Annotated in this window: 16 protein-coding genes and 3 pseudogenes; 6 read left to right on the top strand and 13 right to left on the bottom strand. The window is 69.5% G+C overall.

The window, feature by feature from the left end; all coding sequences use genetic code 11:
- Positions 1–203: 203 nt before the first annotated feature.
- Entirely contained in the window at positions 204–596 is a 393-nt protein-coding gene (locus tag AC0699_RS37440; RefSeq protein WP_478670134.1) for a nuclear transport factor 2 family protein, read from the bottom strand.
- A gap of 68 nt (positions 597–664) precedes the next feature.
- Positions 665–1,888 (bottom strand): alpha/beta hydrolase family protein, encoded by a 1,224-nt coding sequence (locus tag AC0699_RS37435; RefSeq protein WP_478670131.1) that lies wholly within the window; start codon positions 1,886–1,888, stop codon positions 665–667.
- Between the two features lie 100 nt (positions 1,889–1,988).
- Here AC0699_RS37435 and AC0699_RS37430 point away from each other — a divergent pair, with 100 nt between their 5' ends.
- The 3 genes from AC0699_RS37430 (at position 1,989) to AC0699_RS37420 (ending at position 3,504) form a co-directional block, all read left to right on the top strand.
- Positions 1,989–2,582, top strand: coding sequence for a TetR/AcrR family transcriptional regulator (locus AC0699_RS37430; protein WP_478670128.1), 594 nt, complete (start codon positions 1,989–1,991; stop codon positions 2,580–2,582).
- A gap of 105 nt (positions 2,583–2,687) precedes the next feature.
- Complete coding sequence (locus tag AC0699_RS37425) at positions 2,688–2,858, top strand: hypothetical protein (protein WP_478670125.1); 171 nt, start codon at positions 2,688–2,690, stop codon at positions 2,856–2,858.
- A 112-nt stretch (positions 2,859–2,970) separates the two neighbouring features.
- The gene (locus AC0699_RS37420; protein WP_478670122.1) at positions 2,971–3,504 is read left to right on the top strand and encodes a CbrC family protein; all 534 of its coding nucleotides are present in this window, start codon (positions 2,971–2,973) and stop codon (positions 3,502–3,504) included.
- A 133-nt stretch (positions 3,505–3,637) separates the two neighbouring features.
- On the opposite strand, the gene AC0699_RS37415 is transcribed toward AC0699_RS37420, so the two are convergent.
- Positions 3,638–4,450, bottom strand: coding sequence for a phytanoyl-CoA dioxygenase family protein (locus AC0699_RS37415; protein ID WP_478670118.1), 813 nt, complete (start codon positions 4,448–4,450; stop codon positions 3,638–3,640).
- A 711-nt stretch (positions 4,451–5,161) separates the two neighbouring features.
- Between AC0699_RS37415 and AC0699_RS37410 the strand changes: the two genes are divergently transcribed.
- The gene (locus AC0699_RS37410; protein ID WP_478670114.1) at positions 5,162–5,674 is read left to right on the top strand and encodes a hypothetical protein; all 513 of its coding nucleotides are present in this window, start codon (positions 5,162–5,164) and stop codon (positions 5,672–5,674) included.
- A gap of 528 nt (positions 5,675–6,202) precedes the next feature.
- Here AC0699_RS37410 and AC0699_RS37405 read toward each other — a convergent pair.
- A complete protein-coding gene (locus AC0699_RS37405; protein WP_478670111.1) occupies positions 6,203–9,007 on the bottom strand; it encodes a helix-turn-helix transcriptional regulator in 2,805 nt (934 codons plus the stop codon).
- A 211-nt stretch (positions 9,008–9,218) separates the two neighbouring features.
- Between AC0699_RS37405 and AC0699_RS37400 the strand changes: the two genes are divergently transcribed.
- On the top strand, positions 9,219–11,453 hold the full coding sequence (locus AC0699_RS37400; protein WP_478670109.1) for an NACHT domain-containing protein: 2,235 nt from the start codon (positions 9,219–9,221) through the stop codon (positions 11,451–11,453).
- Between the two features lie 193 nt (positions 11,454–11,646).
- Here the strand turns inward: AC0699_RS37400 and AC0699_RS37395 are convergent, their stop codons facing one another.
- The 3 genes from AC0699_RS37395 to AC0699_RS37385 form a co-directional block, all read right to left on the bottom strand.
- Entirely contained in the window at positions 11,647–13,458 is a 1,812-nt protein-coding gene (locus tag AC0699_RS37395) for a WD40 repeat domain-containing serine/threonine protein kinase (RefSeq protein WP_478670107.1), read from the bottom strand.
- Positions 13,459–13,953: 495 nt separating this feature from the next.
- Positions 13,954–14,757 carry a phosphatidate cytidylyltransferase gene (locus tag AC0699_RS37390; RefSeq protein WP_478670104.1) on the bottom strand — a complete coding sequence of 268 codons (804 nt, stop codon included), beginning with the start codon at positions 14,755–14,757 and terminating at the stop codon, positions 13,954–13,956.
- Entirely contained in the window at positions 14,754–16,532 is a 1,779-nt protein-coding gene (locus AC0699_RS37385) for an aminotransferase class I/II-fold pyridoxal phosphate-dependent enzyme (RefSeq protein WP_478670101.1), read from the bottom strand. Before AC0699_RS37385 ends, AC0699_RS37390 begins: the two co-directional genes overlap by 4 nt.
- Positions 16,533–16,904: 372 nt before the next feature.
- On the opposite strand from AC0699_RS37385, the pseudogene AC0699_RS37380 reads away from it, so the two are divergent.
- Positions 16,905–17,099, top strand: a pseudogene (locus AC0699_RS37380) (hypothetical protein); the annotation flags it as partial.
- Positions 17,100–17,115: 16 nt separating this feature from the next.
- Here AC0699_RS37380 and AC0699_RS37375 read toward each other — a convergent pair.
- The 6 genes and pseudogenes from AC0699_RS37375 to AC0699_RS37350 all read right to left on the bottom strand — a co-directional run.
- A pseudogene (locus AC0699_RS37375) lies at positions 17,116–17,199 on the bottom strand (dehydrogenase); the annotation flags it as partial.
- A gap of 16 nt (positions 17,200–17,215) precedes the next feature.
- On the bottom strand, positions 17,216–18,412 hold the full coding sequence (locus tag AC0699_RS37370) for an RNA-guided endonuclease InsQ/TnpB family protein (RefSeq protein WP_478670098.1): 1,197 nt from the start codon (positions 18,410–18,412) through the stop codon (positions 17,216–17,218).
- 153 nt (positions 18,413–18,565) lie between these two features.
- Positions 18,566–18,997, bottom strand: a pseudogene (locus tag AC0699_RS37365) (SDR family NAD(P)-dependent oxidoreductase); the annotation flags it as partial.
- A gap of 174 nt (positions 18,998–19,171) precedes the next feature.
- Positions 19,172–20,206, bottom strand: a complete 1,035-nt coding sequence (gene sbnB / locus AC0699_RS37360) for a 2,3-diaminopropionate biosynthesis protein SbnB (RefSeq protein WP_478670137.1) — start codon at positions 20,204–20,206, stop codon at positions 19,172–19,174.
- Positions 20,207–20,358: 152 nt separating this feature from the next.
- Positions 20,359–21,363: a TauD/TfdA family dioxygenase gene (locus AC0699_RS37355; protein WP_478670096.1), complete on the bottom strand. Its 1,005-nt coding sequence runs from the start codon at positions 21,361–21,363 to the stop codon at positions 20,359–20,361.
- Positions 21,364–21,493: 130 nt separating this feature from the next.
- A partial coding sequence (locus AC0699_RS37350) for a phosphopantetheine-binding protein (protein ID WP_478670094.1) occupies positions 21,494–22,030 on the bottom strand: 537 nt, incomplete at its 5' end.

Below are 22,030 nucleotides of genomic sequence, written 5' to 3'. Positions count from 1 at the left end.
TGCAGGCCCGTGGGCACCTGCGGGTCAGAGCGATCCACAGAAGCGCTTCCTCCCGGGCGTGAACGCCCGGGGTTCCGCGCTAGATCAAGCTGAACGTAGTCGATCGCGTATTCGGGATCCGCAGCCGGGGAGCTGGCGTGCTCGCCCGCCGGATGATGTTGTTTTGCTGCCGGGGCGGTGTGCCGTCCTTGCGGCAGGGGTGGTCAGCGGGCGCTGCCGAGGTTGCGGTCGGCGTCGGAGCCCTTGAGCATGAGGGTGGTCTCCTCGATGCGGTTGAAGCGGCCGTCGGGGGCGAGGTCGGCGAAGACGTAGACCTCCATGGTGACGGTGGTGCCGTCGGTCTTGGTGATGTGGCAGGTGTGCCGGTCGGCGTACTTGTTGCCGTCGTAGAGCTCTTCGTGAACCTCGACTTCGCCGCCGGCGACGAGCGTGCGCAGGTGGGCGATGTGGTCGAGGAACTCGGTGCGGTCGGCCCACTCGCCGTCGGTGCGCTGGCGGTAGTCGGGGGTGAAGTGGCGGTCGGCGGCCTCGGCCAGGGTGATCTCGTCGTTGAGGAGAAGGTCGGTGAGTGCGGCTTTGATGCCGGTGCGGGTCATGGGAGTTCCTTCCGGTCAGGTTCACATGGAGTGGGGGATTGGCAGCGGTGCCTGGCGGGCCAGGAGCCTCAGGCGCTGGTGGTGCGGAGGGTGTCGTCGAGCCAGTCGTAGATGCGGGCGAGGGAGAGGCGCATGGCTCCGGGGTGGCAGTGGGCGCCTGCGCCTTCTTCGGCGGTGAACACCATGAGAGTCCTGGGGCAGGTCAGGTGGTTGTAGAGCTGTTCGGGCTGGCCTTTGAAGAACTCGTCCTCGGCGGCGTCGCAGACGAGGGTGGGGCACTGGATCTGCTCGGCGATGCCGTTTTGGAGGGTGTAGTCGAGGTAGGAGGCGCTGAAGGCGCGGGGAGTGTCCACGCCCATCACGTACATGCCGTGGTTCATCGCCCAGCGTGCGGTCGCGTCCTCAGCCATGAACTGCTCGAAGCGGGCGTCGAGTTCGGGGGCGGCCTTCGAGCGCAGGAGGCGTTCGGCTGCCTTGCGGTCGCCGGGGATGTTGCGGACGGATATCTGGCCGAGGTCGTACACGCCGTCGACGGCCACGAGTGCGGACAGGCGGTGCTCGAACGCGGCCGCCCGGGGGGCGAGCACGCCGCCCATGCTTGAACCGAGCAGTCCGATACGGCTGTTGTCGACCTCGGGTAGGGTTTCCGCGAAGTCCACCACGGGAGTGATGACGTTCTCCCAGTCCGGGCGGAAGACCAGGCCCTGATGGTGCCGCGGCCCGGGCTGTCCGGGGCCGTCGAAGACCAGCACGGTGTAGCCGCGCTCGACGCCGGCCATCGCCCCGAAGAAGTGCATCTCCTCCGCGGTGCCGTCGAAGCCGTTGTGCATGATCAGCGTTGGCCGCGGCGCCCCGGAGTCGTCGACGCGATACAGGTAGCCCGGCAGGGTGGTGTCCTCGTACGGGATGCGGACCGGCTCGATCCGGGGGGTGTACAGCGCGGCGGCGGCCCGAAAGCAGGCGACGCTGCGGTCGTAGGCGTGGTCGTGGCGGGGGTCGCAGGGGTGGCCGTGCAGGAAGAACTCCGCCGACCGGTAGTAGTTCGAGGCGCGCAGGAACCCGTCCCGGGCGCTGACCGTGTGGCCGGCCTCCAGCGCCTTGTGGGCTTCGCCGGACACGCGGTCGGCGGTCGCGAGCCACTCGGTGTGCCAGCTGTCGTAGTCGCCCTCGATGATGCGCTCGCTGGTGGCGACCACCTCGCCGAAGTCGGCACCGCCGTAGGCGATGTGGCTCATCGAGCGCAGGGTCTCGTACCAGAACTGGGGGTTGTCGGGGAACAGCAGCGGCTTCATCACGCACCCTCCTCAGGCCGTAAGCACAGTTCTGTGCTTACGGCAGGACTGTAGATCCTCCGAGCACCATGAAGCAAATATCTGTGCTTACGATGTGGGGGTGAACCCGAACCAGCCGGCCCCGCGCATCCGCAAGAGCCCCGAACAGGTCCGCTCGGCCGTCCACCAGGCGGTCATCGACCTGCTGTCCGACCCGGAAGGAGCCGACCTCACCATCCCCGCGATCGCACAACGCGCCGGCGTCAACCACACCAGCATTTACCGGCGCTGGGGCAGCCGCGAGGCGCTCCTGGCCGACGTGGTCACCACCCGCCTCGAACGCGACTGGCCGCTCAAGGACACCGGCACCCTGCGCGGCGACCTCACCGCATGGGCCGAAGCCGGCGTCGCGAGCATCCGCACACCCGAAGGCCGCCTCCTCGTACGAGCCGTCGCCCTGTCCATGCCCGCCAGCGCCCACACGCAGGAAGAACGCGCGCACCACTTCCAACGCCGCATCCACGCCATCGAACGCATCCGTGACCGTGCCGCGGCCCGCGGCGAGAACCCTCCGCCGCTCGAGCAGATCCTCGACCAGCTCATCGCACCGCTCTACCTACGGGCGATCTTCGGCATCGACCCGCCGGCCACCGGCTACCCCGAACTCCTCGTGGACAGGCTGCTCAACAGCCCGGACGGGCCGGACCGGGCCTGAGGACTGGCACCTGAGCCTGCGATGCCTCGTACTTCGTCGCCCCCGCTGCGGCCGCAGGGGGGGCAACGCCTGTCTCGAACGGCCCGCGCAGCCGTGTCTTGAGGCATGCCTGCACAGGCTGCGGGACCGGCTCTGCGGGCGATTCCGCACCCAGCGCTTGAGGTCGCCGCCCGGGCCAACGGCGACCTCGACTCCTCCTGGCACTTCCACACCGCCCGCGAGCACGAGCGCCTCTACCCCACCCCCAACCAGCAGGACTGCAACCTCATCGCTTGATCACGGGCCTGCTTGCGGACAGACTGCGACCCATGAGGTTCACAGGCATGCCCGCCGACGCACAGACCACCGGCGTCGAGGCGGACCTCTCCATGCAACGGCAGGCTCACCAGTGAGTACCAACCTGCCCCACTTCCGCTACCACGCCGACCCCGTGGCAAGCGGGTCCGTCCGCGAGAGCGCCGAGACTTGCGCCTGCTGCAACCGCAGCACGGGGTGGATCTACACCGCTACCTTCTACACGGCCCAAGAAGTCAGTGGGAGATTCTGCCCCTGGTGCATCGCCAACGGCAGTGCCGCTGAACGATTCGAAGGTGAATTCACCGACGCATACGGGCTCGACGGCGTCAGCGAGGAGACCGTCGAGCAGGTCACCCACCGCACCCCCGGCTTCCACGCCTGGCAGGATCCGCACTGGCTTGTCCACTGCAACGACGCGGCCGCCTTCATCGGCGAGGTCGGATACACCGAACTGGCAGCCCACCCCGAGGCACTCGACCAGCTTCGACTCGACCTTCGGATGGGCGGTTGGCACGACGCGTCCCAGCTCGAGAACTTCCTGACCCACCTCGGGCAGGGGGCAAGCGCCATGCTCTTCCGCTGCACCGTCTGCGGCACCCATCTCGCCTACGCCGACGCTTCATAGCCACGGCCCAGCCCAGCACGCGCCTTTTTCCCTTCAAAGGATCCACACCCAACCGAGAATCCCCAGCGCTGCCCGACGTGCCGCTGCCCGGGCACTGGTTCTCCGCCCAGTTCCAGGAACGGATGAAGTATGTCTACCCGGCGCTGCAGTCGGTGCCGTCCCCGTCCGGACCGGGGGTGTCCTGTCCCAGGCCCCGACGGATCGCGATCTCCACGGGTGAGTACGCGCCGTCGGCCCGCTCCAGTTCGTACGGCGCGGTGGGCATCAGCGGCGGCTGGGCCATGAAGCGCGGCCGCAGCCCATGGTGTGGTTGCGCCGCGTGCACCAGGAACGGATGGCACAAAAAGACGTCGCCCGGGGATCCGGTGGCGAGGGCGAGTGGCCGGTGGTCGGACGCCGCCACCAGGTCGGGTGCAAGGGCCAGCCCGCTCGCCCCGTCCTCCCCGTACTTCGCCAGCACCTTCGGCACGTCGAGGTGTGAGCCGACCCGGATCCGGGTCGGGGCGTCCTGCTCACCGACCTCGCTGAACAGGAACAGCATCAGCAGTGCCCGGCCCCGGGAGCGCAGATTGGTGAAGTACCAGCTCTCGCCCTGCGGCAGATAGCTCCCCTCGATGTGCCAGCCCGCGTCGTCCGGCGCCTCCTCGTGCGGGAAGCGCAGCGGGAACGTGCCCAGCGAGTAGCGCGGCTCCCAGCCCCCCGCGCCGACGAGCAGGTCGTACGCGCGATGCAGGGACGGGGAGTTGGGTGCGGCGGCGAACGGCCCCTGCGCCATGCCGGCCACCCAGTGCACGGGCTGCGTCCACGTCGCTGGATCGTCCGGGTCGCAGCCCGTCTCTCGCCACAGCAGCCGCGCGCAGTCCGCGGCCACGCGCGGCGCGACGGCGCCCTCCAGCTTCACGAAGCCGTCGCGGAGGAAGCGGGATACCAAGGTCGTGTCGTCCATGCCCCCATCGTGCGGCGACACCGGTCCCGATCACCCGACAATCCCCGCACCGCCTTTGTCGGGTGTTCACCGAGCCCCTTCTTGTCCCTCCGAGACCGGAAACAACCGCCCTGCGGTCACAGGACCACATGGCGACGACGGGCGAACACTCCGCGTCCTCGTCTTCGCCGTCGCCGTCGCCGTCGCCGCCGAGAACGCCGGCAACATCTGCAAACCCGGCCGCCTCGGCCGCTACTGGACCGACGGCATCAACGATGCACTACCCACCGCCCGACGCCACCCGCTACACCCCGCACCAGGTTGGCGCCTGGCTGACCGAACTCGCCACCTACCTCAACCACAACTCCGCCGCTGGGCGGGTCTTAGACAGGCAGCCGCTATCCGGCACCGAGATTGTCCTCCACGAGCTGTGGCCGCTGGCTGGCAACCGTCTGCCGCGGGCAGTCCACGCCGCCTTGGTCGCAGCAGCCGGGCTGGCCGTCGCCGCCGTCATGCTCTCCCAGCCCCAGGCGCCCATCGAATTACCCACGGCGGCCAATCCGTCGGAACGAATATTCATTAGCGCAGCCTTCTCGTTGCTGGTGGTACTGGCGGTGTTCACCGCCTGGACAACGATCTGGCCCGAACCAAGGCGACTGAATCTGCGTCTCCGGACCCCCGGACGCCGACTCTTGGCTGCCGCGGCTCATGATCGGGCTCGGGCTTGGCCTCGTGAGCGGACTCGCGTACGGCCCGTCCGTTGGGCTCGGGTTTGGGGGCGCGGGCGTCCTCTACTGCACATGTGCCGTCGCCTTCGGCGATCCCAGGGTGGTGCTCGAGAGTGTCGCTCCGCGGGACATCGTACGAAACGACCTCACCTTCGGGCTCATAGCCGGATCCGTATCCGCACTCCCCTTCGGCTTCACAGCCAAACTTGCTACCGGGATCGAGGTCGTGTTCGAGCTCGGGCGCCCGTTCGGGCTCGCAACCGGGCTCGCAGTCGCCCTCGAACTCGGCCTCATGTTCGCGCTGGTGACCATGCTCGCGTACGGGCTCGTAGCTGTACTCGCAGCGCCCCGCGCGGGTATGCGGTACGCGGCCATGCTGATATGCACGCGCCAGTGGAACAACCACCAGCTCCCGTGGCGGCTCGGCCGGTTCCTTCAGCGCATCGTCGGCATCGCCTACCAGTTCCGGCACCGCGAACTCCAAGTCCGCGTCGCCCCGCACACGCACCTTTGGTAGCTGTCCGGTGAAGGCCTCAACCACATCGGCCCCGGGCAGGCGGCAGTGCCCGGGCGACGCGCATCGGTGACGCTGGCGTGCTCGGCCCGGTCGTTCAGCTCGCTGTTGCGATGAGGCGTCGCAGTGCGGCGCGGGCAGGTGGGCCCCAGGTTGGCCTGCCGCCAGGGTTGGTACCCCCAAAATCCTTCGGCACGCAGCGTCCCGGCACCCCTTCCCCACCGGCGGGGGCGCAGCGGGCCGCTCGGCCCGGGGTCCGGCACTGGCCACGTGTTGCGGGCGGCCTCAAGCGGCTCGGCCTGGAGCGGCCGACGTAGAAGCAGAGCCGTGGCCGCCGGGGCTCATCCGGATACGGGGAAGGACGCCGTTGCGCTCATCGCCGGTAACCTGCCCCGGGATGCCGCCCGGCATCGCAGACGCTCACGGCGTTGGGGGCTGAACTTGTCTTACGCCCCGATCCGGCTTCTTGGGCGGTGGTGTGAGGAGGTGTGCCGGTCATGGGTGATTGGTGACCACGGCCGGCTGCGATGGTCATGGGGGAATGTCATTGCTGGTCACGGCCAGGCGATGGGCGAGTTCGACGCGGGATCGCACGGACAGCTTCGCGTAGATGTGGCTGAGGTGGTATTCGACCGTCTTGGCCGACAGAAACAGTGTGGCCGCTACTTCGCGATTGGTGTGGCCTTTGATGACGAGCACCGCCACCTGCATCTCCTGTTCCGTGAGGTCGACCGGTGCGCGGTTTTGGCGGTTGGGCGTCCCGAAGCCTGCCGCCCGCAGCTCCCTTTCGGCAAGAGCGGTCCACGGATCGGCACGTAGCCGCTCGAACACCTGCCGGGCGGCGGTCAGCGGGCGATGTGCGGCACGGCGCTTTCGGGTTCTGCGCAAAAACCGCCCGTATGCCAGCTCCGTACGAGCCCTGGCGAAGGGGTCCTGCAGGTGCTCGTGGAGTTGCAGTGCGCTGCGGTAGGCCTGCTCGGCGGCTTGTTCACCGTGGTCGACAAGCCCTCGGCATCGCTCGACGACGGCGCTCCCCCATACCGACGGCGCGCGTTGGACCTGTGCTCGGAGCTCGGCCAGGGCCGCGTGCGCCGCCGTGGGGTCGTCGGCGGCCAGGTTGGCTTCGATCAGGTCGGGTTGATGCTGCAGCACCGTCGGTTCCCCAAGCTCCAGGTCGCTTACCTGCCGCTGGAGATCGTTCAGACGGGCGGCGGCTTCCGCGTACCTGCCGGCCCCCAGGTCGAGCAGGCCGAGCGCTGCTTCGATGTAGGGGCTGACCAGCTCCGCACCTGTGCCATCGAGCAGTTCGCGGAACTGGCCCGCATGCTCGGTGCAGAGCGCGGTGCGTCCCTGTGCGGCTTCGATCCGGGCCAGCGTGGACAGCGCGTAAGCCTGCAGGAGGGGCTGTTCGGTCTCAGTCGCCAGGCCTGCTCCTTCACTGGCCAGAGCATAGGCTTCGTCCCAGTAGCCGGTGCGCAGTTGCGTCTCGGCGAGGACGGTCAGATACGGCGCGAGCCGTTCGCAGGCGCCGGCGTCGCGCGCACCTTGCACAGCCCGCTCCAGCAGGGTCCGGGCCGCGGGGTACTGCTCGAGCCACATCAGGTCCATTGCGCAGAAGCTCGTCACCTCGACGCCGACGGTGAGCGGGTCGGTGGCGGTGAGGAAAGCCTCGCAAGAGCGGAGAGCAGCGGCTGCCGCGGTGCGCTCACCGCAGAGCATCAGCGTGTGGGCCCTCATCACGGCGGCGGAATGATCATGGAGGGTGGCGGCCTTGCTCCGGGTCAGAGCAGAGGCCCGGTTCGCGGTATCCCGGGCCCGGCGGATCGCGCCGCCCATGCACGCGGCCCCAGCGGCGGCGACCAGCAGGGGCACGGCCTGGTCCGGTTGGCTCTCTTCGAGCCCGGCCGCCATATCGACCAGCTGGTCGTGAACACGGCGAGGTGGCTGGCGCACCAGCCGTATCTGGCTGCGCAGCCTGGCTGTTTCGGCGCGGACGGCCGTGTCCTGTGTGGCTTGGGTCGCCGCCTCGGTCAAGTTCAACGCCTTCTCGCCCCGGCCGGCGAGTTGGGCCGCCTCGGCCGCGGCGAGCAGATAGCGGCCCCGGTCAACGGGAGAGGAGGTCAGGTCGGCGGCACGCTCGTAAGCCCGGCAGGCAGCAGGCAGGGCGCCTCGGTCGCGGGCCCGCGCTGCGGTAGCGGCCAGGGCGGCCGCCGCTTTCGTATCCGGGCCTGCCGCCGCGGCGGCCAGATGCCAGCTGCGCTGGTCACGGTGCACAGCGCCGTCCCGGTCGGTGAGCGCCGCAGCCAGGGCTCTGTGCGCCTGTCGTCGTTGGTCGGGCGCCGCCGTGTGGTAGGCGGCGGCGCGCAGCAGCGGATGCGCGAACCTGACCCTGCCGCCCGACAGCTCGATGACCCCTGCGGACTCGACCGGCTGCAGGACGTCGGCGCCCAGGGCGAGGTCCTGTAGCGCTTGCGACACGACCGCTGCGTCCTCGGTGTAGCCGGCTGCCACAACTGTCGCTGCCCGACGGCTCGGCTCCGGCAGGGCTGCCAGTTGGGTGGAATAGGCAGCGGTCAGCCGGGGGCCGACCGGCAGCGGGCTCTGCGATCCCCGTACGGCCCACGGGGACCGGCGTAATGCAGGTGCGGCTTCAAGGAGCGCGAGCGGGTTGCCTGCGGTCTGCTGGTACAGCCACTCCAACCCCTCGCCTTCGGCCTTGACATCAGCCACCTGCTGCACCAGCGCTGCGGCAGCCCAAGGCTCCAGCCCGGCGAGGGTCAGCGTCGGCAGGCGGGCCTGGCTGAATACGCATCGCCGGCCGTCCCGTGCCGTGACCAGCACGGCGACACCCTCGGCCTGCAATCGCCGAACAGCGAAGAGCAGTGCCTGGGCACTGGCCTCGTCCATCCAGTGCGCGTCATCCACGGCGACCAGCACCGGGGCCGTTGCTGCGGCATCGGTAAGGAGGGTCAGCACGGCCGCTCCCAGGGTCAACCGGTCCGGCGTTGCCGCCAGTTCCAGGGACAGGGCTGTACGCAGTGCCTGCGCCTGCACCGCCGGCAGCGTGTCGATCAGGCGATCCACGGGACGGACGAGCTCGCCGAGGCCGGCAAAGGCGAGTTCGGCTTCCATTTCGATCCCGCTGGCCCGCAGGACGGTCATGCCCTCGGCCCCGTCCACCGCATGCTCCAGCAACGCGGTCTTCCCGATGCCCGGTTCACCGTGGACCACCAGGACGCCGCTTCGGTTCTGCCGGGCATCGGCAAGGAGCTGCCGGACCCTTGCCAGCTCCTTGGTTCGCGACAGCAGTCCTGTCCGCCCATGCCCGTACGCCATTGCTCCCCCAAAGCCACAACCATCAGTGCCGGCTGGCACACCCCGCGTCACGATTGTCGCCGCGTCAGAGCCGATCCCGCAGGACTAGGGAACATCCCGGTCCGCAATCTCCTCATCAAGTCGAGTGTTGTCCCCAACCCCGTCGCCCCCGCCCGCGGGGGGACACGAGACAAGGCATGACTGCCGTCAGAGCGAAGCGAGGTATGGGGACATGCGGCGTCCCTCGCAGTTCACAACCGTGCTGTTCTTCCTCATCAGCGCGCTGGTACTTCCCGTGGTCACCAACGTGGCCAGCGCGGCCCTTCCAGAGAGGATCAAGCCGTATCTGTGGCTGGCCTGGCCCGCCGCAGCAGTGTCCGCCGTCGTGGTGGCCGTGCTGGAGACGCGCCGCCACCGTGCCCCCGCGACGGCGCCCGGAGGCCAGACGGAAGCGGAGAGCGAACTTCGCCTTCGCCGCGCGGTGGACGACTTGGCTCAGACCGTGCAACGTCAGTGGACCGCTGAAGCGGCACTGCGGATGCTGCACCGGCCGCAGCCGTTGCACCTGCGCTGGTCCACCACCGGCCGCCCCGTCTCCGCCGGCGCTTCCGCGGTACTCGGCGACGACGTGGTGGGCGGCCGGCCGCTACGGCTGCGGCTGCGCGGCGGCAACGGGGACATCGTCGCCGCGTTCACCCAGCTGCCCCGGCGACGGCTGGTTCTGCTCGGCGATCCGGGGGCAGGCAAGACCGTGCTGGCCATCCTGCTCACGCTTGGCCTGTTGAACGAACGGCGCGCACACGGCGGCCCAGTGCCGGTGCTGCTGTCGCTCTCGTCGTGGAACCCGCGCACCGAGCATCTGCACGCATGGGTGACCCGACGGCTGATCGAGGACTACCCGGCCCTGGCCAACGAGGACGTCTTCGGCCCTGCGGCCGCTGCCCGGCTCGTCGCCGGCGGCCACATCCTGCCTGTCCTCGACGGACTGGACGAGATGCCTGCCGCACTGCACACCGCGGCCATCGACGGAATCGACCGGATCTCTCCGGCGAGTGGCGTGGTGGTCACCTGCCGCAGCGCAGAATACGAGGCCGCCGTGGCCAGCGGGGGGATGGTGCTGAGTACCGCGGCGGTGGTGGAGCTGGAACCGGTGGGAGCTCAGGAGGTCATCACGTTTCTGTCCGCCCAAAGGGCAGCTGGGGACAATCGCTGGGAGACCGTGCTGGCCAGGCTGGGCGAGCGTCCCGACGGGCCGCTCGCCCGGGCGCTGTCGTCGCCGCTCATGACCGCTCTCCTGCGCACCGTCTACACCGATCCGGCCGCCGACCCGGCCGAACTCCTCGACTCCGCACGGTTCCCCGACCGTTGCGCCATCGAGGGACACCTGCTGGAGGCGTTCATCCCCGCCGTCTACTCCCACCATCTCCCGCCGCCAGGGGCGGACGGGCCCGGTGCGGCGCCGCTGCGCTATCCCGCCGAGCCGGCCCGCAGGTGGCTCACGTTCCTCGCCGGCCACCTCCAGCAGCATCAAACCCGCGACCTGGCCTGGTGGCATCTGCACCGTATCCTCCCCCTGGCCGGACGCCGGGCTGTCGGGCTCCTGCTCGGCCTCCTCAGCGGGCTTGTCGCGGGGTTCGGCGTGGGGGTGGGGGTCGGGCTGGAGGTCGGCGTCGCAGCCGGCTTGGCCGGCGGGTTCGGTGCCGGGCTGGTAGCCGTGCCCCCGTCACACCCTCTCAACGCCAACCTCAGAGTCCGGCGAGGTCTGAGGTCGTTCGCAAGGAGGTTCGTGCCGGGACTGGCGGTCGGTCTCATCATGGGGGCCGGTGCCCTGCTCGCCTTCGGCATCGCTGTCCGCCTGGGCGCCACACCCGGCGGCGGGCTGGAGACCGCGGCGAAAGTCGTCTGCGTGACAGGGCTCAGTGCCGGCTTCACCTTCGGCGCCATGATGTGGCTGAACACCCCCGCAGATGCACTGTCCTCACCGAGCTCACGGTCCGTCCTGCGCAGCGACGGCCTGGTCAGTGCCATCCGCATCATCGTGGAGACCCTCGGGTCGGGACTGCTGGCAGGACTGGCGACAGGACGGTACGGATTCTCCATAGCCGTCGGATTCACCTGGGCACTGGCTGCGGGGGCTGGAGGGGGCCTGACTCTGGGACTCGCCGGCAGACTGGCGGGCAGGTTCCAGACCGGGCTGGTGGGCAGCGCATGGAGCTGGTTTCTCCTCACCCGCCTGTGGCTGGCTCTACGGGGCCAACTCCCCTGGCGACTGATGCGATTCCTCGATGACGCCCACCGGCGCGGCGTACTGCGCCAGGCGGGCGCGGTGTATCAGTTCCGTCATGCCCGGCTGCAGGACCACCTTGCGGCACAGGCGTCTTCGGCACCACAGGGCAACCAGATGCCGCAACTCGGCACTCCCGCAGGATCACATCCACCCGTCACAGCTGCGGGCAGTCAGGACTGACGATCTCATGCGTGGCTGGATGGGCGCACCGCCCCTCGCCACCGCGGTTGTCCTGTGGCCCTGCTCGTTCGGCTCAGGCAGGCCGGCCGCCCCTGCAGCGCGCCGGCGCCGCCGGGCCGCCGTCTCTGCCAGGTCGTGCCGAGCGGGCAAGCCGACGAACACCCCGTCAGCCAGTTGTCGACGCGGATCTATGTCAGGTCTTGGTGGTCCAGAGGACCACCTCGTTGCCGGCGGCACTGGCGAGGGTGTTCCCGTCCGGGCTGAAAGCCACGGAGCGGACGGTCGTACGGTGACCCGCCAAGGTGGCGAGCTTGTCGCCGGTGTGCGTGTCCCAGAGATGAATCGCGTGGTCGGGACCGCCGCTGGCCAAGATGCCGCCTCCCGGGCTGAAAGCCAGCGCGAGCGCGAGCAGGCCCCATCCCGTGTGCGCGGTCAGCTGCTTTCGCAGCTCGCCGGTGCGGACATTCCAGAGAAACAACTCCTTCCTCTTCCCCACATTCGCCGCACCACTGGCGAGGGTCTGCAGGTCCGGGCTGAAGGCCACCGAGTTCACCAGGCCGCGGTGCCCGGTCAGCTTGCGGTACTGCTCGCCGGTGCGCGGGTTCCACAGGCGAATCCTGCGGCTTCCGGTGCTGGCGGCCAGCATCTGCCCGTCGGGGCTGAAAGCCACCAAGACCACCGTCCCGAGCCCGGTCAGTTCCCGACGCTGCTCGCCGGTGCGGACATCCCAGAGGCGGATCCCGTCCCCACCGCCACTGGCCAGCCTCTGCCCATCGGGACTGAACACCAGGGTGCTCAGCGTCGTCATCAAGCCGGTATGCGCCAGCTGGCGACGCTGCTCCCCGGTGCGTACATCCCACAGGCGCACCATCGTGCTTTCCCCAGCCGTGGCCACCGTGCCGCTGTCCGGGCTGAACGCCAACTTGTGCAGTCCACGGTGAGCTGCAAGCAATCCGTGCTGCTCGCCGGTGCGCGCGTCCCACAGGTGGATCCCGCGGCTTCCGGCGCTGGCCAGCATCTGCCCGTCGGGGCTGAAAGCCACCGAGCTCACCGCCCCCATGTCGCGTGCTGTCAATCGGCTGTGCAGGGTGTAGGTGCGCGTCCCGCTGATGCCGTGCGAGGCGCTGGTGGAGTCGTCCACGGCGCTGGAGTTGGCGTACCGGAGTGTTGCCGTCGCTCTGCCGCCCTGCGCGGCGAGCTCAGCCAGCTTCAGGGCAAGGCTGTCGGCGTTCGGTCGGTCCTCGGGCGCCTTGGCCAACAGTGCCACCGTCAGATCGTCCAGCGCGGCGGGGATGTCGGGGCGCAGTGCGCGAGGGCGTGGCGGGGGCTGCTCGACATGCTGACGCATCAGCGCGTAGAGGGGCTGGCGGGCCGAGAACGGGGGCTGTCCGGTGAGCAGCTCGACGATGACGCAGCCCAGGGCGTACAGGTCACTGCGGGCGTCGGCCGGCTGGGACTGCCATCGCTCGGGTGCCATGTACGGCGGGGTACCGATCACCTGTCCGCTCGCGGTCACCGAGGAGACAGCATCCGTGCTGCGTGCGATACCGAAGTCGCAGATTTTGACCCGGTCGTCGCGCTGCAGGAAGAGGTTGGCCGGCTTCACGTCCCGGTGGACGATTCCGCAGCTGTGGGCCACGCGCAGAGCGTCGACGGTCTGACGGGCCAGGTCGAGAACCTGATCGACCGGCAGCCCCGATGGATGATGGCCCATCAACTGCGCCAGATCACAGCCGTGCAGCCGCTCCATCACGATGAACAGATGCCCTTCGTGGCTGCCGGCGTCGTGAACCACGGTGATCCCGGGATGCTGGAGCTTGGCGAGGGCAGCCGCCTCGTCCTGGAAACGCCGGAAGGACTCCCCGTCCGCCAACGAGAGCAGCAGCTTGACCGCGACCTCCCGCCGCAGCACCTGGTCGCGGCCCAGCCACACCTGGCCCATGCCACCACTGCCCAGAATGCTGTGCAGCTCGTACCTTCCGCCCAGCACCTTCCCGGATTCCACGTGTGTCCCTTCCCTGGACGCCATCGGCACGCCGTGTCCCGCAAGCATCCTGCCTTAACAAGCTCGGAGGGATCCCCACCTCGACGGTTTCGCCGGCCTCTTCGACGCCTGCGCCCTTCAAGCGCTGGATGACTGGCCCTGTCCGCTGAGCTGAGTGACTCCTCAACTAGCGCAACCACGAGGGCCGCACACCACTCTCGGAGGCCGAACGTCGATCAGCCGGGGCGCACCAACCCTGACCAGCGCAATGGGAAACGATCACGATCATTGCGGGGAACGATCAGCGCAAGAGTTCCGTCACTCGACAGACCGCATTTCATCGGTGAGCCCGGCTCGGCCGGGGGGCTGGCAGGCGCGGCGGGACTGCAGCGAGGGCATCCTCGGCCAGGACGGGAGCCGGCCCTTCGTCGGTGTGAGCGCGGCCTTCATATCGTTCGCGCATCGGCGCCGGTCCTTCGTCACCGTGTTCGCTACCCGGCCAGGGGCCGATGAGGGTCAGCGCAGGACGAGCAGGACGGCCAGCGCGATGAGCAGCGAGTCGATCCGGTCCAGCAGGCCGCCGGAGCCGGGCAGCCAGCGGCCGGCGTCCTTCGTCTGCACACCTCTTTTGATCATGGATTCGAGAAGGTCGCCGGCCGGGCCGCCGGCCGCCACCGCCACCGCCATCGGCCAGCTCAGCGCGGACAGCACGGCGAGCACGCCGAGGCCGGCCGCGGCCCCGGCCAGGGTCCCGCTCCACCGCTTGGCCGGTGACAGTGGCGACAGCCGGGGCCCGCCCAGTCCTCGACCGGCGAAGTACGCCACGATGTCGGCGATCGAGACCGCTACGAACAGCGCAAGCGCGCTCGCCCCGAGCACCACCAGCGCGGCCAGCACACTCAGCCAGGCCAGCCCGAGCAGGCCGGCGCCGAGCCGGCGCAGACCCTGGTCGGCGTCGCCGGCCAGGAGCGGCACCGCGGCCACCGCGAGCGCACCGATCGCGACCACCCGGAACACCTGTCCCGGCGCCAGCCAGGCGGCCAGCACCACGCCTGCCACCGCCGCGGCCAGCACCACGCGGTCCACCCAGCCCAGCCGCATCAGGCCGCCGAACTCCATCACCGCAATCACCCCGACCGCGATGGCGATGGCCGCGGCGCCCGGGCGGCCCCACCAGAACGCAACCGTGACCAGTGGCACTCCGACCGCCCAGGCGCACCACCGGATCAGCAGTTCGCGGCGCCGGGAAGCCGCCACCGCAATGCCGCCCAGCGCCAGCGCCCCACCGAGGTAGGGCGCCAGGGAGGCCACGGTGATCACCGGGCGGATCCGGCGGCAAGAACGCCCTCAGGCATCGAAACGAGCGAGGCCGAAGTTGGCCGCAATACGTCCAGAGCGGCCTGACAGGCAGTCACGATGCGCGCATTCTCGGCGGTGTCCTTGACCGCGATGCGCACCGTGCGCCCCTGGTACTGCGGCGACAACGGCGACAGGTCGCGCAGGTATACGTCGCGGCGGCGGCACTCCTTGACCAGTTGTGCAGCACTCGGCCCGCCCGACGGCAGGGTCACGGTGAGGAAGTTCGCCACGGCCTCCTCGACCACCACGGCCTCGTCCAGGCCGGCCAGGTCGGCGGCCAGCTGCCCGCGCAGCGCGTGGGTGCGAATCCAGCAGTCGCTGTAGTACGCCGAATCGCGCAGGGCTGCCACTGCGGCCAGCTGCGCCGGGAGGCTGACCGGCCAGGGCGGCGTCCATCGGCGTAGCTGCGCCGCGGTGGCCGGCTCGGCCACCAGGTACGCGGCCCGCATGCCGGACAGCGCATACATTTTGGACAGTGAGGTGCAGACCACGACCCGCGGGTCCGTCGCGGCGAGGCCGGCGAGCGACTCGGTCAGGTCGACGTAGCCCAGGTATGCCTCGTCGATCCACCAGCGGGTGCGGGCCGGTGCGGCGGCGATCAGCGAGCGCAGCTCAGCGGCCGGCGCGTGGCGTCCGGTCGGGTTGTTCGGGTTGATCACCACCACGAGGTCGTAGTGGCCGGAGCTGACGGCAGCGGACAGCCGGGCCGGATCGATCCGCCAGCCTTCTTCGCGGCGCAACCGGAACCGGTCCACCCGGCATCCGATCACCCTCTCCGTGACGTGGGCGTACTCGCCGTAGCCCGGGTCTGTCAGAAGCACCCTGCTCTGAGGGGTCAGCCACCGGCCGAACGCCCTGAAGATCAAGTCGGATGAGCCGGCGCCGACCGCGAGCGTCTTTGCCGGCAGCGCCCGGGCCGCGGCGATTTCCGCCAGCAGGCCCTCGGCGCCGGTCGGCGGCGAGGTCCGGGCGGCCCAGGCCGGATCCTGCGCGAGCGCCGCGCGCACCCCGGGGGCCGGCGGGAACCAGGCGTCCAGTACGTCGGCCGCGACGACCTGATGGCGCCGGTGCAGGCTACGGAAGTCCGTGCCGATGGCGGTGAACGAGGCGCCGCCGTGTTCACAGCCGTCCGGCCGGGGTGCGAACGCCACGTCCAGCCGCCAGTCCACTTCGGACCGCAGACGCTCCAACATGGTGCGGTAACGGTCCATCGTGACCTTCGTCAGCTCGGTCACGCTGCCGGTCAGTACCTCGAACGTCAACGCACCGCTGCGGACGGTACGGCCGACGGGGCGCAGGCCGGCGGCCAGGTACATGTCGAGCAGCTCGGTGCGCCCCATCGCCACCACCCGGCAACCGCCCCGGGCGGCGATCCAGCGCAGGGCCGCGTACATCAGCAGCGGTGCCGCTGCGGTGGCCCGCCAGCGCGGCTCAACGGTGAGAATGCGCACCTCGAACGGATCGCCCTCGGTCAGCATCGGCAACTCGTCGCGGGTCAGGTACTTCTCCAGCGCATACCGCCCCAACCAGGGCGGAGTCAGGCTGACAAAGCCGATCCGGGCCGCGCCCCGCGCCGCGACCAGGTAGACGTTGTCGCCGTCCAGCCCGTCGCGAAGCCGCCCGGCCGGATCCGGCACATGCTGGCCCAACTCCTGCGCGTACACCCGGTGACGTAGTTCGTAGATCCACTCAAGATCCTCCGGAGTGGCAACGCGCAGCTGCAGGTCACGGCCCATAAGCACCTCTCTCGACGCGGGGTGGGGCCATTCCAGCGTGGGGAAGATCGGCCGCGTCAGAGCCGAGCGACACAATCAGCTTGAGTACGCGTGCTCAGGCGCAGTTGTCCCCCGCGTGCTCCGTCCACGGAGGTCAGTGGCAGGCGATGACCGACGATGATCTTGGTTGTCCAGGCCATCGGCTCGAGGGACGTCGCCGCCTCAACCGACCCCAACTGCCTGGTTACTGCGACCCTTTGCCCCGCACGGCTCAGCAGGTGCCAGATGGTCAGCTGGTGGAACAAGAACCACCAGCCCGACGCCGACGAGAAGACCGCAGCCGATGCCCTCTACCGGCGCCTGTGGCGTCTTCCCGGCCACGTGCGGTTGCGCATGACCAGGACGCCAGCCAGACCGGTATCCGTGGAGTCCGTGTTCCCGGAACTGGCCGCTCAGCGGGGCCGGACGACTCGGCTGCACCCGAGGCCGGGGCGGCCCGGCATGCGCGACAGTCATGTCGGCGGTCCGATGCTGTGGCCGTACGGCGAGCCGTGGCCGGTCTGCCGCGAGCCCCACCAGCACGAGACCGAGGAGTATGTGTGCGCCCCTTGGAGACCCCGTAGGCGCCGCTGCGGACGAACGCCCGGTGCACCTGCTGCGAGGTGACGTGGTTGACTTCTCCCCCTCCTGAAGGAGGCGGATTGTCACGGCTCGCGCCGCGAGGGTTTCTGCTTCGTTGCCGGCTGCCCGCTCGGAGTGTTCCGTTGAGGTCTTACGCCAGCTCCACAGACTGTCACCGCCAGTCCGGCGGCCAGGAGATTCTTTGCTGCGTTACCGTCCCGGTCATGGATCGTGCCGCAGGCGCACGTCCAGGTACGGACGTTCAGTGGCATCGCGTGCTGCAAGGCGCCGCAGGCGGAGCAAAGTTTGGACGAGGCGAACCATCTGTCCACGGCGATCACCTCGCGCCCGTACCACTGGGCCTTGTACTCCAGCATGCTCCGGAACCGAGACCACGCGGCATCGCTGATGGCACGGGCGAGTTTCCGGTTCTTGACCATGTTGCGTACGGTCAGGTCCTCGATCACGAGCGTTTGGTTCTCACGCACGAGTCGAGTGGTCAGCTTGTGCAGGTGATCACTGCGGCGGTCGGCGATCCGGGCATGGATCTTCGCGACCTTGCGTCGGGCCTTGGCCCGGTTGGCCCCGTCGCCTTTGGCCTTCTTCGCCAACCGGCGCTGAGCTTTCGCCAGGCGTGTCCGGTCACGACGCTCATGCCTCGGGTTGGCGATCTTCTCCCCGGTGGAGAGGGTCACGAGGTGGTCGAGTCCGGCGTCAATGCCAACCGCCCAATGGGTGGCGAGCAGCGGCTTGACGCTGGGGTCGTCGCACAGCAGGGCGACAAACCATCGTCCGGCCGCGTCCTGGCTTACAGTCACCGTCGCAGGCGTCGCACCCATGGGCAGGGGCCGGGACCACACGATGCTCAGCGGCTCCACCGTCTTCGCAAGCGTCAGCTTCCCGTCCCGGAACCGGAACGCGCTGGCGGTGTACTCGGCGGTTCTGCGGGACTTCTTCCGCGGCTTGAAGCGCGGGTACTTCGCCCGCTTGCTGAAGAAGTGGGTGAACGCCATCTGCAGATGCCTCAGCGCCTGCTGGAGCGGAACCGAGGACACCTCGCTCAGATACGCCAGTTCCTGAGTCTTCTTCCACCCCGTCAGCATCGCCGACGTGGCGTTGTAGCTGACCCGCTCCTGGCGCAGCGCCCATGCCTCGGTGCGTGCAGCGAGCGCCATGTTGTAAACCTTCCGCACACACCCGAACGTCCGCAACAGCTCCACTGCCTGCGCATCAGTCGGATAGAAGCGGTACCGATACGCCCGCTTCACGTGAGTGGTCACAGCCCACACGCTAACCCGTCAACCGGCCACCATCTGCATGGAATTGACGATGAACGACGGTCCGCCCTGACAGCGAATCACCTTCCCCTGCCCAGCCCGCAGGAGTCCGTTCCGCTCCGCGCTGAAGGGCGGAGCATCCACGGAAGATGATCCCCCCGAAGCCCGCTCGGCCATGCCGGGCCCGAACCGCCGGCCCAGCAGGTAGGGCGCTTCCAGGTTCACCGTAATCGTGGCGTCCCACACCTCCTCGTCCAGCTCGCCCATCGGCGGACGCAGGTTGATCCCGGCGCTGTTGACGAGAATGTCGGGCTCGCCGAACACCCCGGCTGCCTGCTCCGCCGCCGCGCGCACCCCGTCGCGGGTGCTCAGGTCGGCGCTCGCCCAGGCCGCCCGGCAGCCGTCCGCCGCCAGCTCGTCGACCGTGGCGGCCAGTGCCGGCTCCTTGCGCGCCACGATCACCACGCTCGCCCCCGCTCGCGCGAGAGCCCCGGCGATGGCCCGGCCGATGCCGGAACTGCCGCCCGTCACCACGGCGATGCGGCCGTCCAGCGAGAACAGTTCGCAAAGGTAGCTGTGCGAGATCATGCCCGCACCCTAGACGGCGCGTCCACGGCGCCGGGACGGAACGCATCGGGCACCCGAAGATGCCCTTCCTCCCCGGCCCAAGGGCCGGGGTTGCCACGCACGGAGAGTGGGATGACAGGCGCGGTGGCCTCCTCATCCCCGGTGGAGGGTGGGGGCGCGGTGGGGCGGGGCCTTTCATCCGTAGCGGCGCAGTTCGTGGAAGAAGTCGTCGATGACGTGCAGTTGCCCCAGGCGGTCCATTTCGTCGTAGACGTACTTGCCCACCGCGAGGTCGAGGACTCCGAGGCCGAAGGGGGAGAACACCAGTGGCCGGTCGGTGGGGGGTGTCACCCGGCCGGTCATCACGTCGTCCAGGGTGCCGTCCAGGAAGTCCCGGTTGCCGGTGAGCTGTTCGGCCAGGTGGGGTGAGGTGTCGGCCTTGAGGCAGTGCTCGACGTCGTCGACGATGTTGGCCGAGCCGAGGATGATCTCGGGTGCGAGGTCGCGCAGTGAGACGTGCAGCACCAGCGGATGGTGGTCGAACCATGCCGGGTCGCTGACATGCGGTTTGCCGGCGACGGTGGCGAAGACGACCAGGTCGCTGGAGCGGATCAGGTCCTCGGCGCGCTCGTGCACGGTGATCCGGCCGGGCGTGCCCGACTGCTGCAGGTAGGTGCGGAAGCCGGCCGCGCTGTCGGCGGACAGGTCGTGCACGCCGATCTCGTCGAAGGACCAGCCGGTGCCGGCCAGGAAGGTGTGGATGTAGCGGGCGATCAGGCCCACGCCGAAGAACCCGACACGGGTGGGGCGCCGGCGGGTGTGGCTGAGCCGGTCGGCGGCCAGGGCTGCCATCGCGGCCGTTCTGGTGGCGCTGATGATGGAGCTTTCCAGGCAGGCGAACGGGTAGCCGGTGTCGTGGTCGTTGAGGATCAGCACGGCCGAGGCCCTGGGGATACCGGCCGCCACGTTCTGCGGGAAGCTGGAGATCCATTTGAGGCCGTCCACCCGTACGTGGCCGCCGATCGAGGCGGGCAGCGCGATGATCCGGGAGGACGGGCGGTCGGGGAAGCGCAGGAAGTACGACGGAGGGTTGACCGAGTCGCCGACGGCGTGCAGCCGGTAGGTCGCCTCGACCAGCTGAACGATCTGCTCTTCGCGGCCCTTCAGTGCGTGCTGGACCTGGGCACCGGAGATCACCGCGAACGGCGGCACCGTGACCGGCTCGGACATGACCGACTCCCTTGCATACTCCATGACGGGCTCCATTACGGGCTTTCCTGCAGACTCCATTACGGGCCTTCCTGTGGACTTTCCTGCGGGCTTTCCTGCGGGCTTTCCTGTGTGCTTTCCTGTGGGCTTTTGGGGGGTGGAAGGTTGGGTGGTCATCGGGCACCCGCCTCGCCGGCCGGCGCCTGCCCGGCCAGGTGCAGCGGTTCGGCCATCGCGACGAGGACCTCGCGCGGTCCCTCGAACGGCTCCCTGCTGTGCGCCATGCGGACGTTGTCGAGGAGCATCAGGTCGCCGGCCTGCCACGGCTCGCGCACGGTGTGGGCCTCGTAGACGTCGTTGAGGAGCTGGACGACGTCCTCGCCGATCGGGTCGCCGCCTCCGAAGCGGGTGTTGAACGGCAGGGCGTCGGCGCCGTAGACGTCGATGAGGTACTCGCGGACCTCGGGGGCCAGCGTCCACTCGTTGAGGAACGCGACCTGGTTGAACCAGCAGCGCCGGCCCAAGACCGGATGGCGTACCACGGCGGGGCGGCGCTGGCGGGTGTGCAGGGCGCCGTCGGGCTGCCAGGCGAACTCGATGGCCTGGGTGCGGCAGTAGTCCTCGATGACGGCCTGGTCCTCGGTGCCGAACGCCTCGGTCAGCGATGCCCCGATCTCGTCGTTGTAGCTGCGGGTGAGCAGCCAGCCCTCCCGCTCGAACCGCTCGACCAGCTCGGACGGCAAAGCCTCCAGCACGGTCGGCGCATCGGCGATCGCGGTCGCCCCGCCGGTGGTGGGTGCACTCAGGCAGGCGAACATCATCAGGCCGGGGGGCTTGAGGGTGTAGCTCAGTTCGTGATGCATGCACATCGGCTGGGCGGCCGGCCAGGTGGAGGAGGAGTACACGCCCGGGCTGTAGCTCTGGCGGGGCGCGAAGGCTTCCCGGTCCGTCATCAGCGTGCCGGCCAGCTGATGGAAGACGGCGCCGGCCTGCTGCGCGTCACCGAGCTGCAGGCCGCGGATGAGGATCGCGCCGTGCTCGGTGACCAGGGCGCGCAGCGCGTGGCGGTGCTGCTGCGCCCAGGCGGCTGCGTCGTCGGGCGGCTCGGCGTGCAGCATCGGGGGCTTGCCGGGCTGCGACTGGACGTCGAGCAGCCGGGCCGGGGAGGGGATCGACATCGTGATTCTCCTTGTCTGTGCTGTCTCTTCAGTGCTGTGTCTGGCGGGTGCTGCGTCTGTTCGGTGCTGTATCCGGGGGGTGCTGTGTCTGACGGATGCGCTGGTGGGTGCTGTCTGGTGGGTGCTGTTGTCAGGGGGAAGCCGTCAGTTCGGCTGCGTGCCGCGGGGATCTGCTGTCGAGGAGGGCGGCGAGGTCGGCGAGGTGGGGGTGGCGGGTGACGTCCTCGAGGGAGACCTGGCGGTCCAGGGTGATCGCCAGCTTCACCGCGGACAGGGACGTGCCGCCGCGGTCGAAGAAGTGGTCGTCGCGTCCGATCCGGTCTTCGGGGATGCCGAGGACGGTGGCCCAGGCTGCGGCCAGCCGCTTTTCGGTCGGCGTGGAGGGCACATCACGCCCCTGGCCGTGGCCGCCGGCGGCGTCGAGTTCGGCGAGTTCCGTGGCGAGCGCCGTCAGCTTCTTCTTGTCGGTCTTGCTGTTGGGGGTCAGTGGCAGGGCCTGCTGCCAGTGGAAGGCGGAGGGCACCATGTAGGCGGGCAGCGAGGCACCCAGCTGTTCGAGCAGAGCACCGGCCTCGAGGGGCTTTGGGGCGGTGTAGAAGGCCACCAGGTGCTTGCTCTGCCCATCGGCCCGCTCGGCCACCACCACCGCGCCGTCGCGGACACCGGG

The sequence above is a fragment of the Streptomyces sp. NPDC043870 genome, assembly GCF_056435785.1.
This window is presented reverse-complemented; position numbering and strand designations above follow the sequence as displayed.

Excerpts from the sequence above, each read along its gene's own strand:
- AC0699_RS37440 (WP_478670134.1), bottom strand. The coding sequence starts at position 596 with ATGACCCGCACCGGCATCAAAGCCGCACTCACCGACCTTCTCCTCAAC.
- AC0699_RS37435 (WP_478670131.1), bottom strand. The coding sequence starts at position 1,888 with ATGAAGCCGCTGCTGTTCCCCGACAACCCCCAGTTCTGGTACGAGACC.
- AC0699_RS37425 (WP_478670125.1), top strand. The coding sequence starts at position 2,688 with ATGCCTGCACAGGCTGCGGGACCGGCTCTGCGGGCGATTCCGCACCCA.
- AC0699_RS37415 (WP_478670118.1), bottom strand. The coding sequence starts at position 4,450 with ATGGACGACACGACCTTGGTATCCCGCTTCCTCCGCGACGGCTTCGTG.
- AC0699_RS37405 (WP_478670111.1), bottom strand. The coding sequence starts at position 9,007 with ATGGCGTACGGGCATGGGCGGACAGGACTGCTGTCGCGAACCAAGGAG.
- AC0699_RS37400 (WP_478670109.1), top strand. The coding sequence starts at position 9,219 with ATGCGGCGTCCCTCGCAGTTCACAACCGTGCTGTTCTTCCTCATCAGC.
- AC0699_RS37385 (WP_478670101.1), bottom strand. The coding sequence starts at position 16,532 with ATGGGCCGTGACCTGCAGCTGCGCGTTGCCACTCCGGAGGATCTTGAG.
- sbnB (WP_478670137.1), bottom strand. The coding sequence starts at position 20,206 with ATGTCCGAGCCGGTCACGGTGCCGCCGTTCGCGGTGATCTCCGGTGCC.
- AC0699_RS37355 (WP_478670096.1), bottom strand. The coding sequence starts at position 21,363 with ATGTCGATCCCCTCCCCGGCCCGGCTGCTCGACGTCCAGTCGCAGCCC.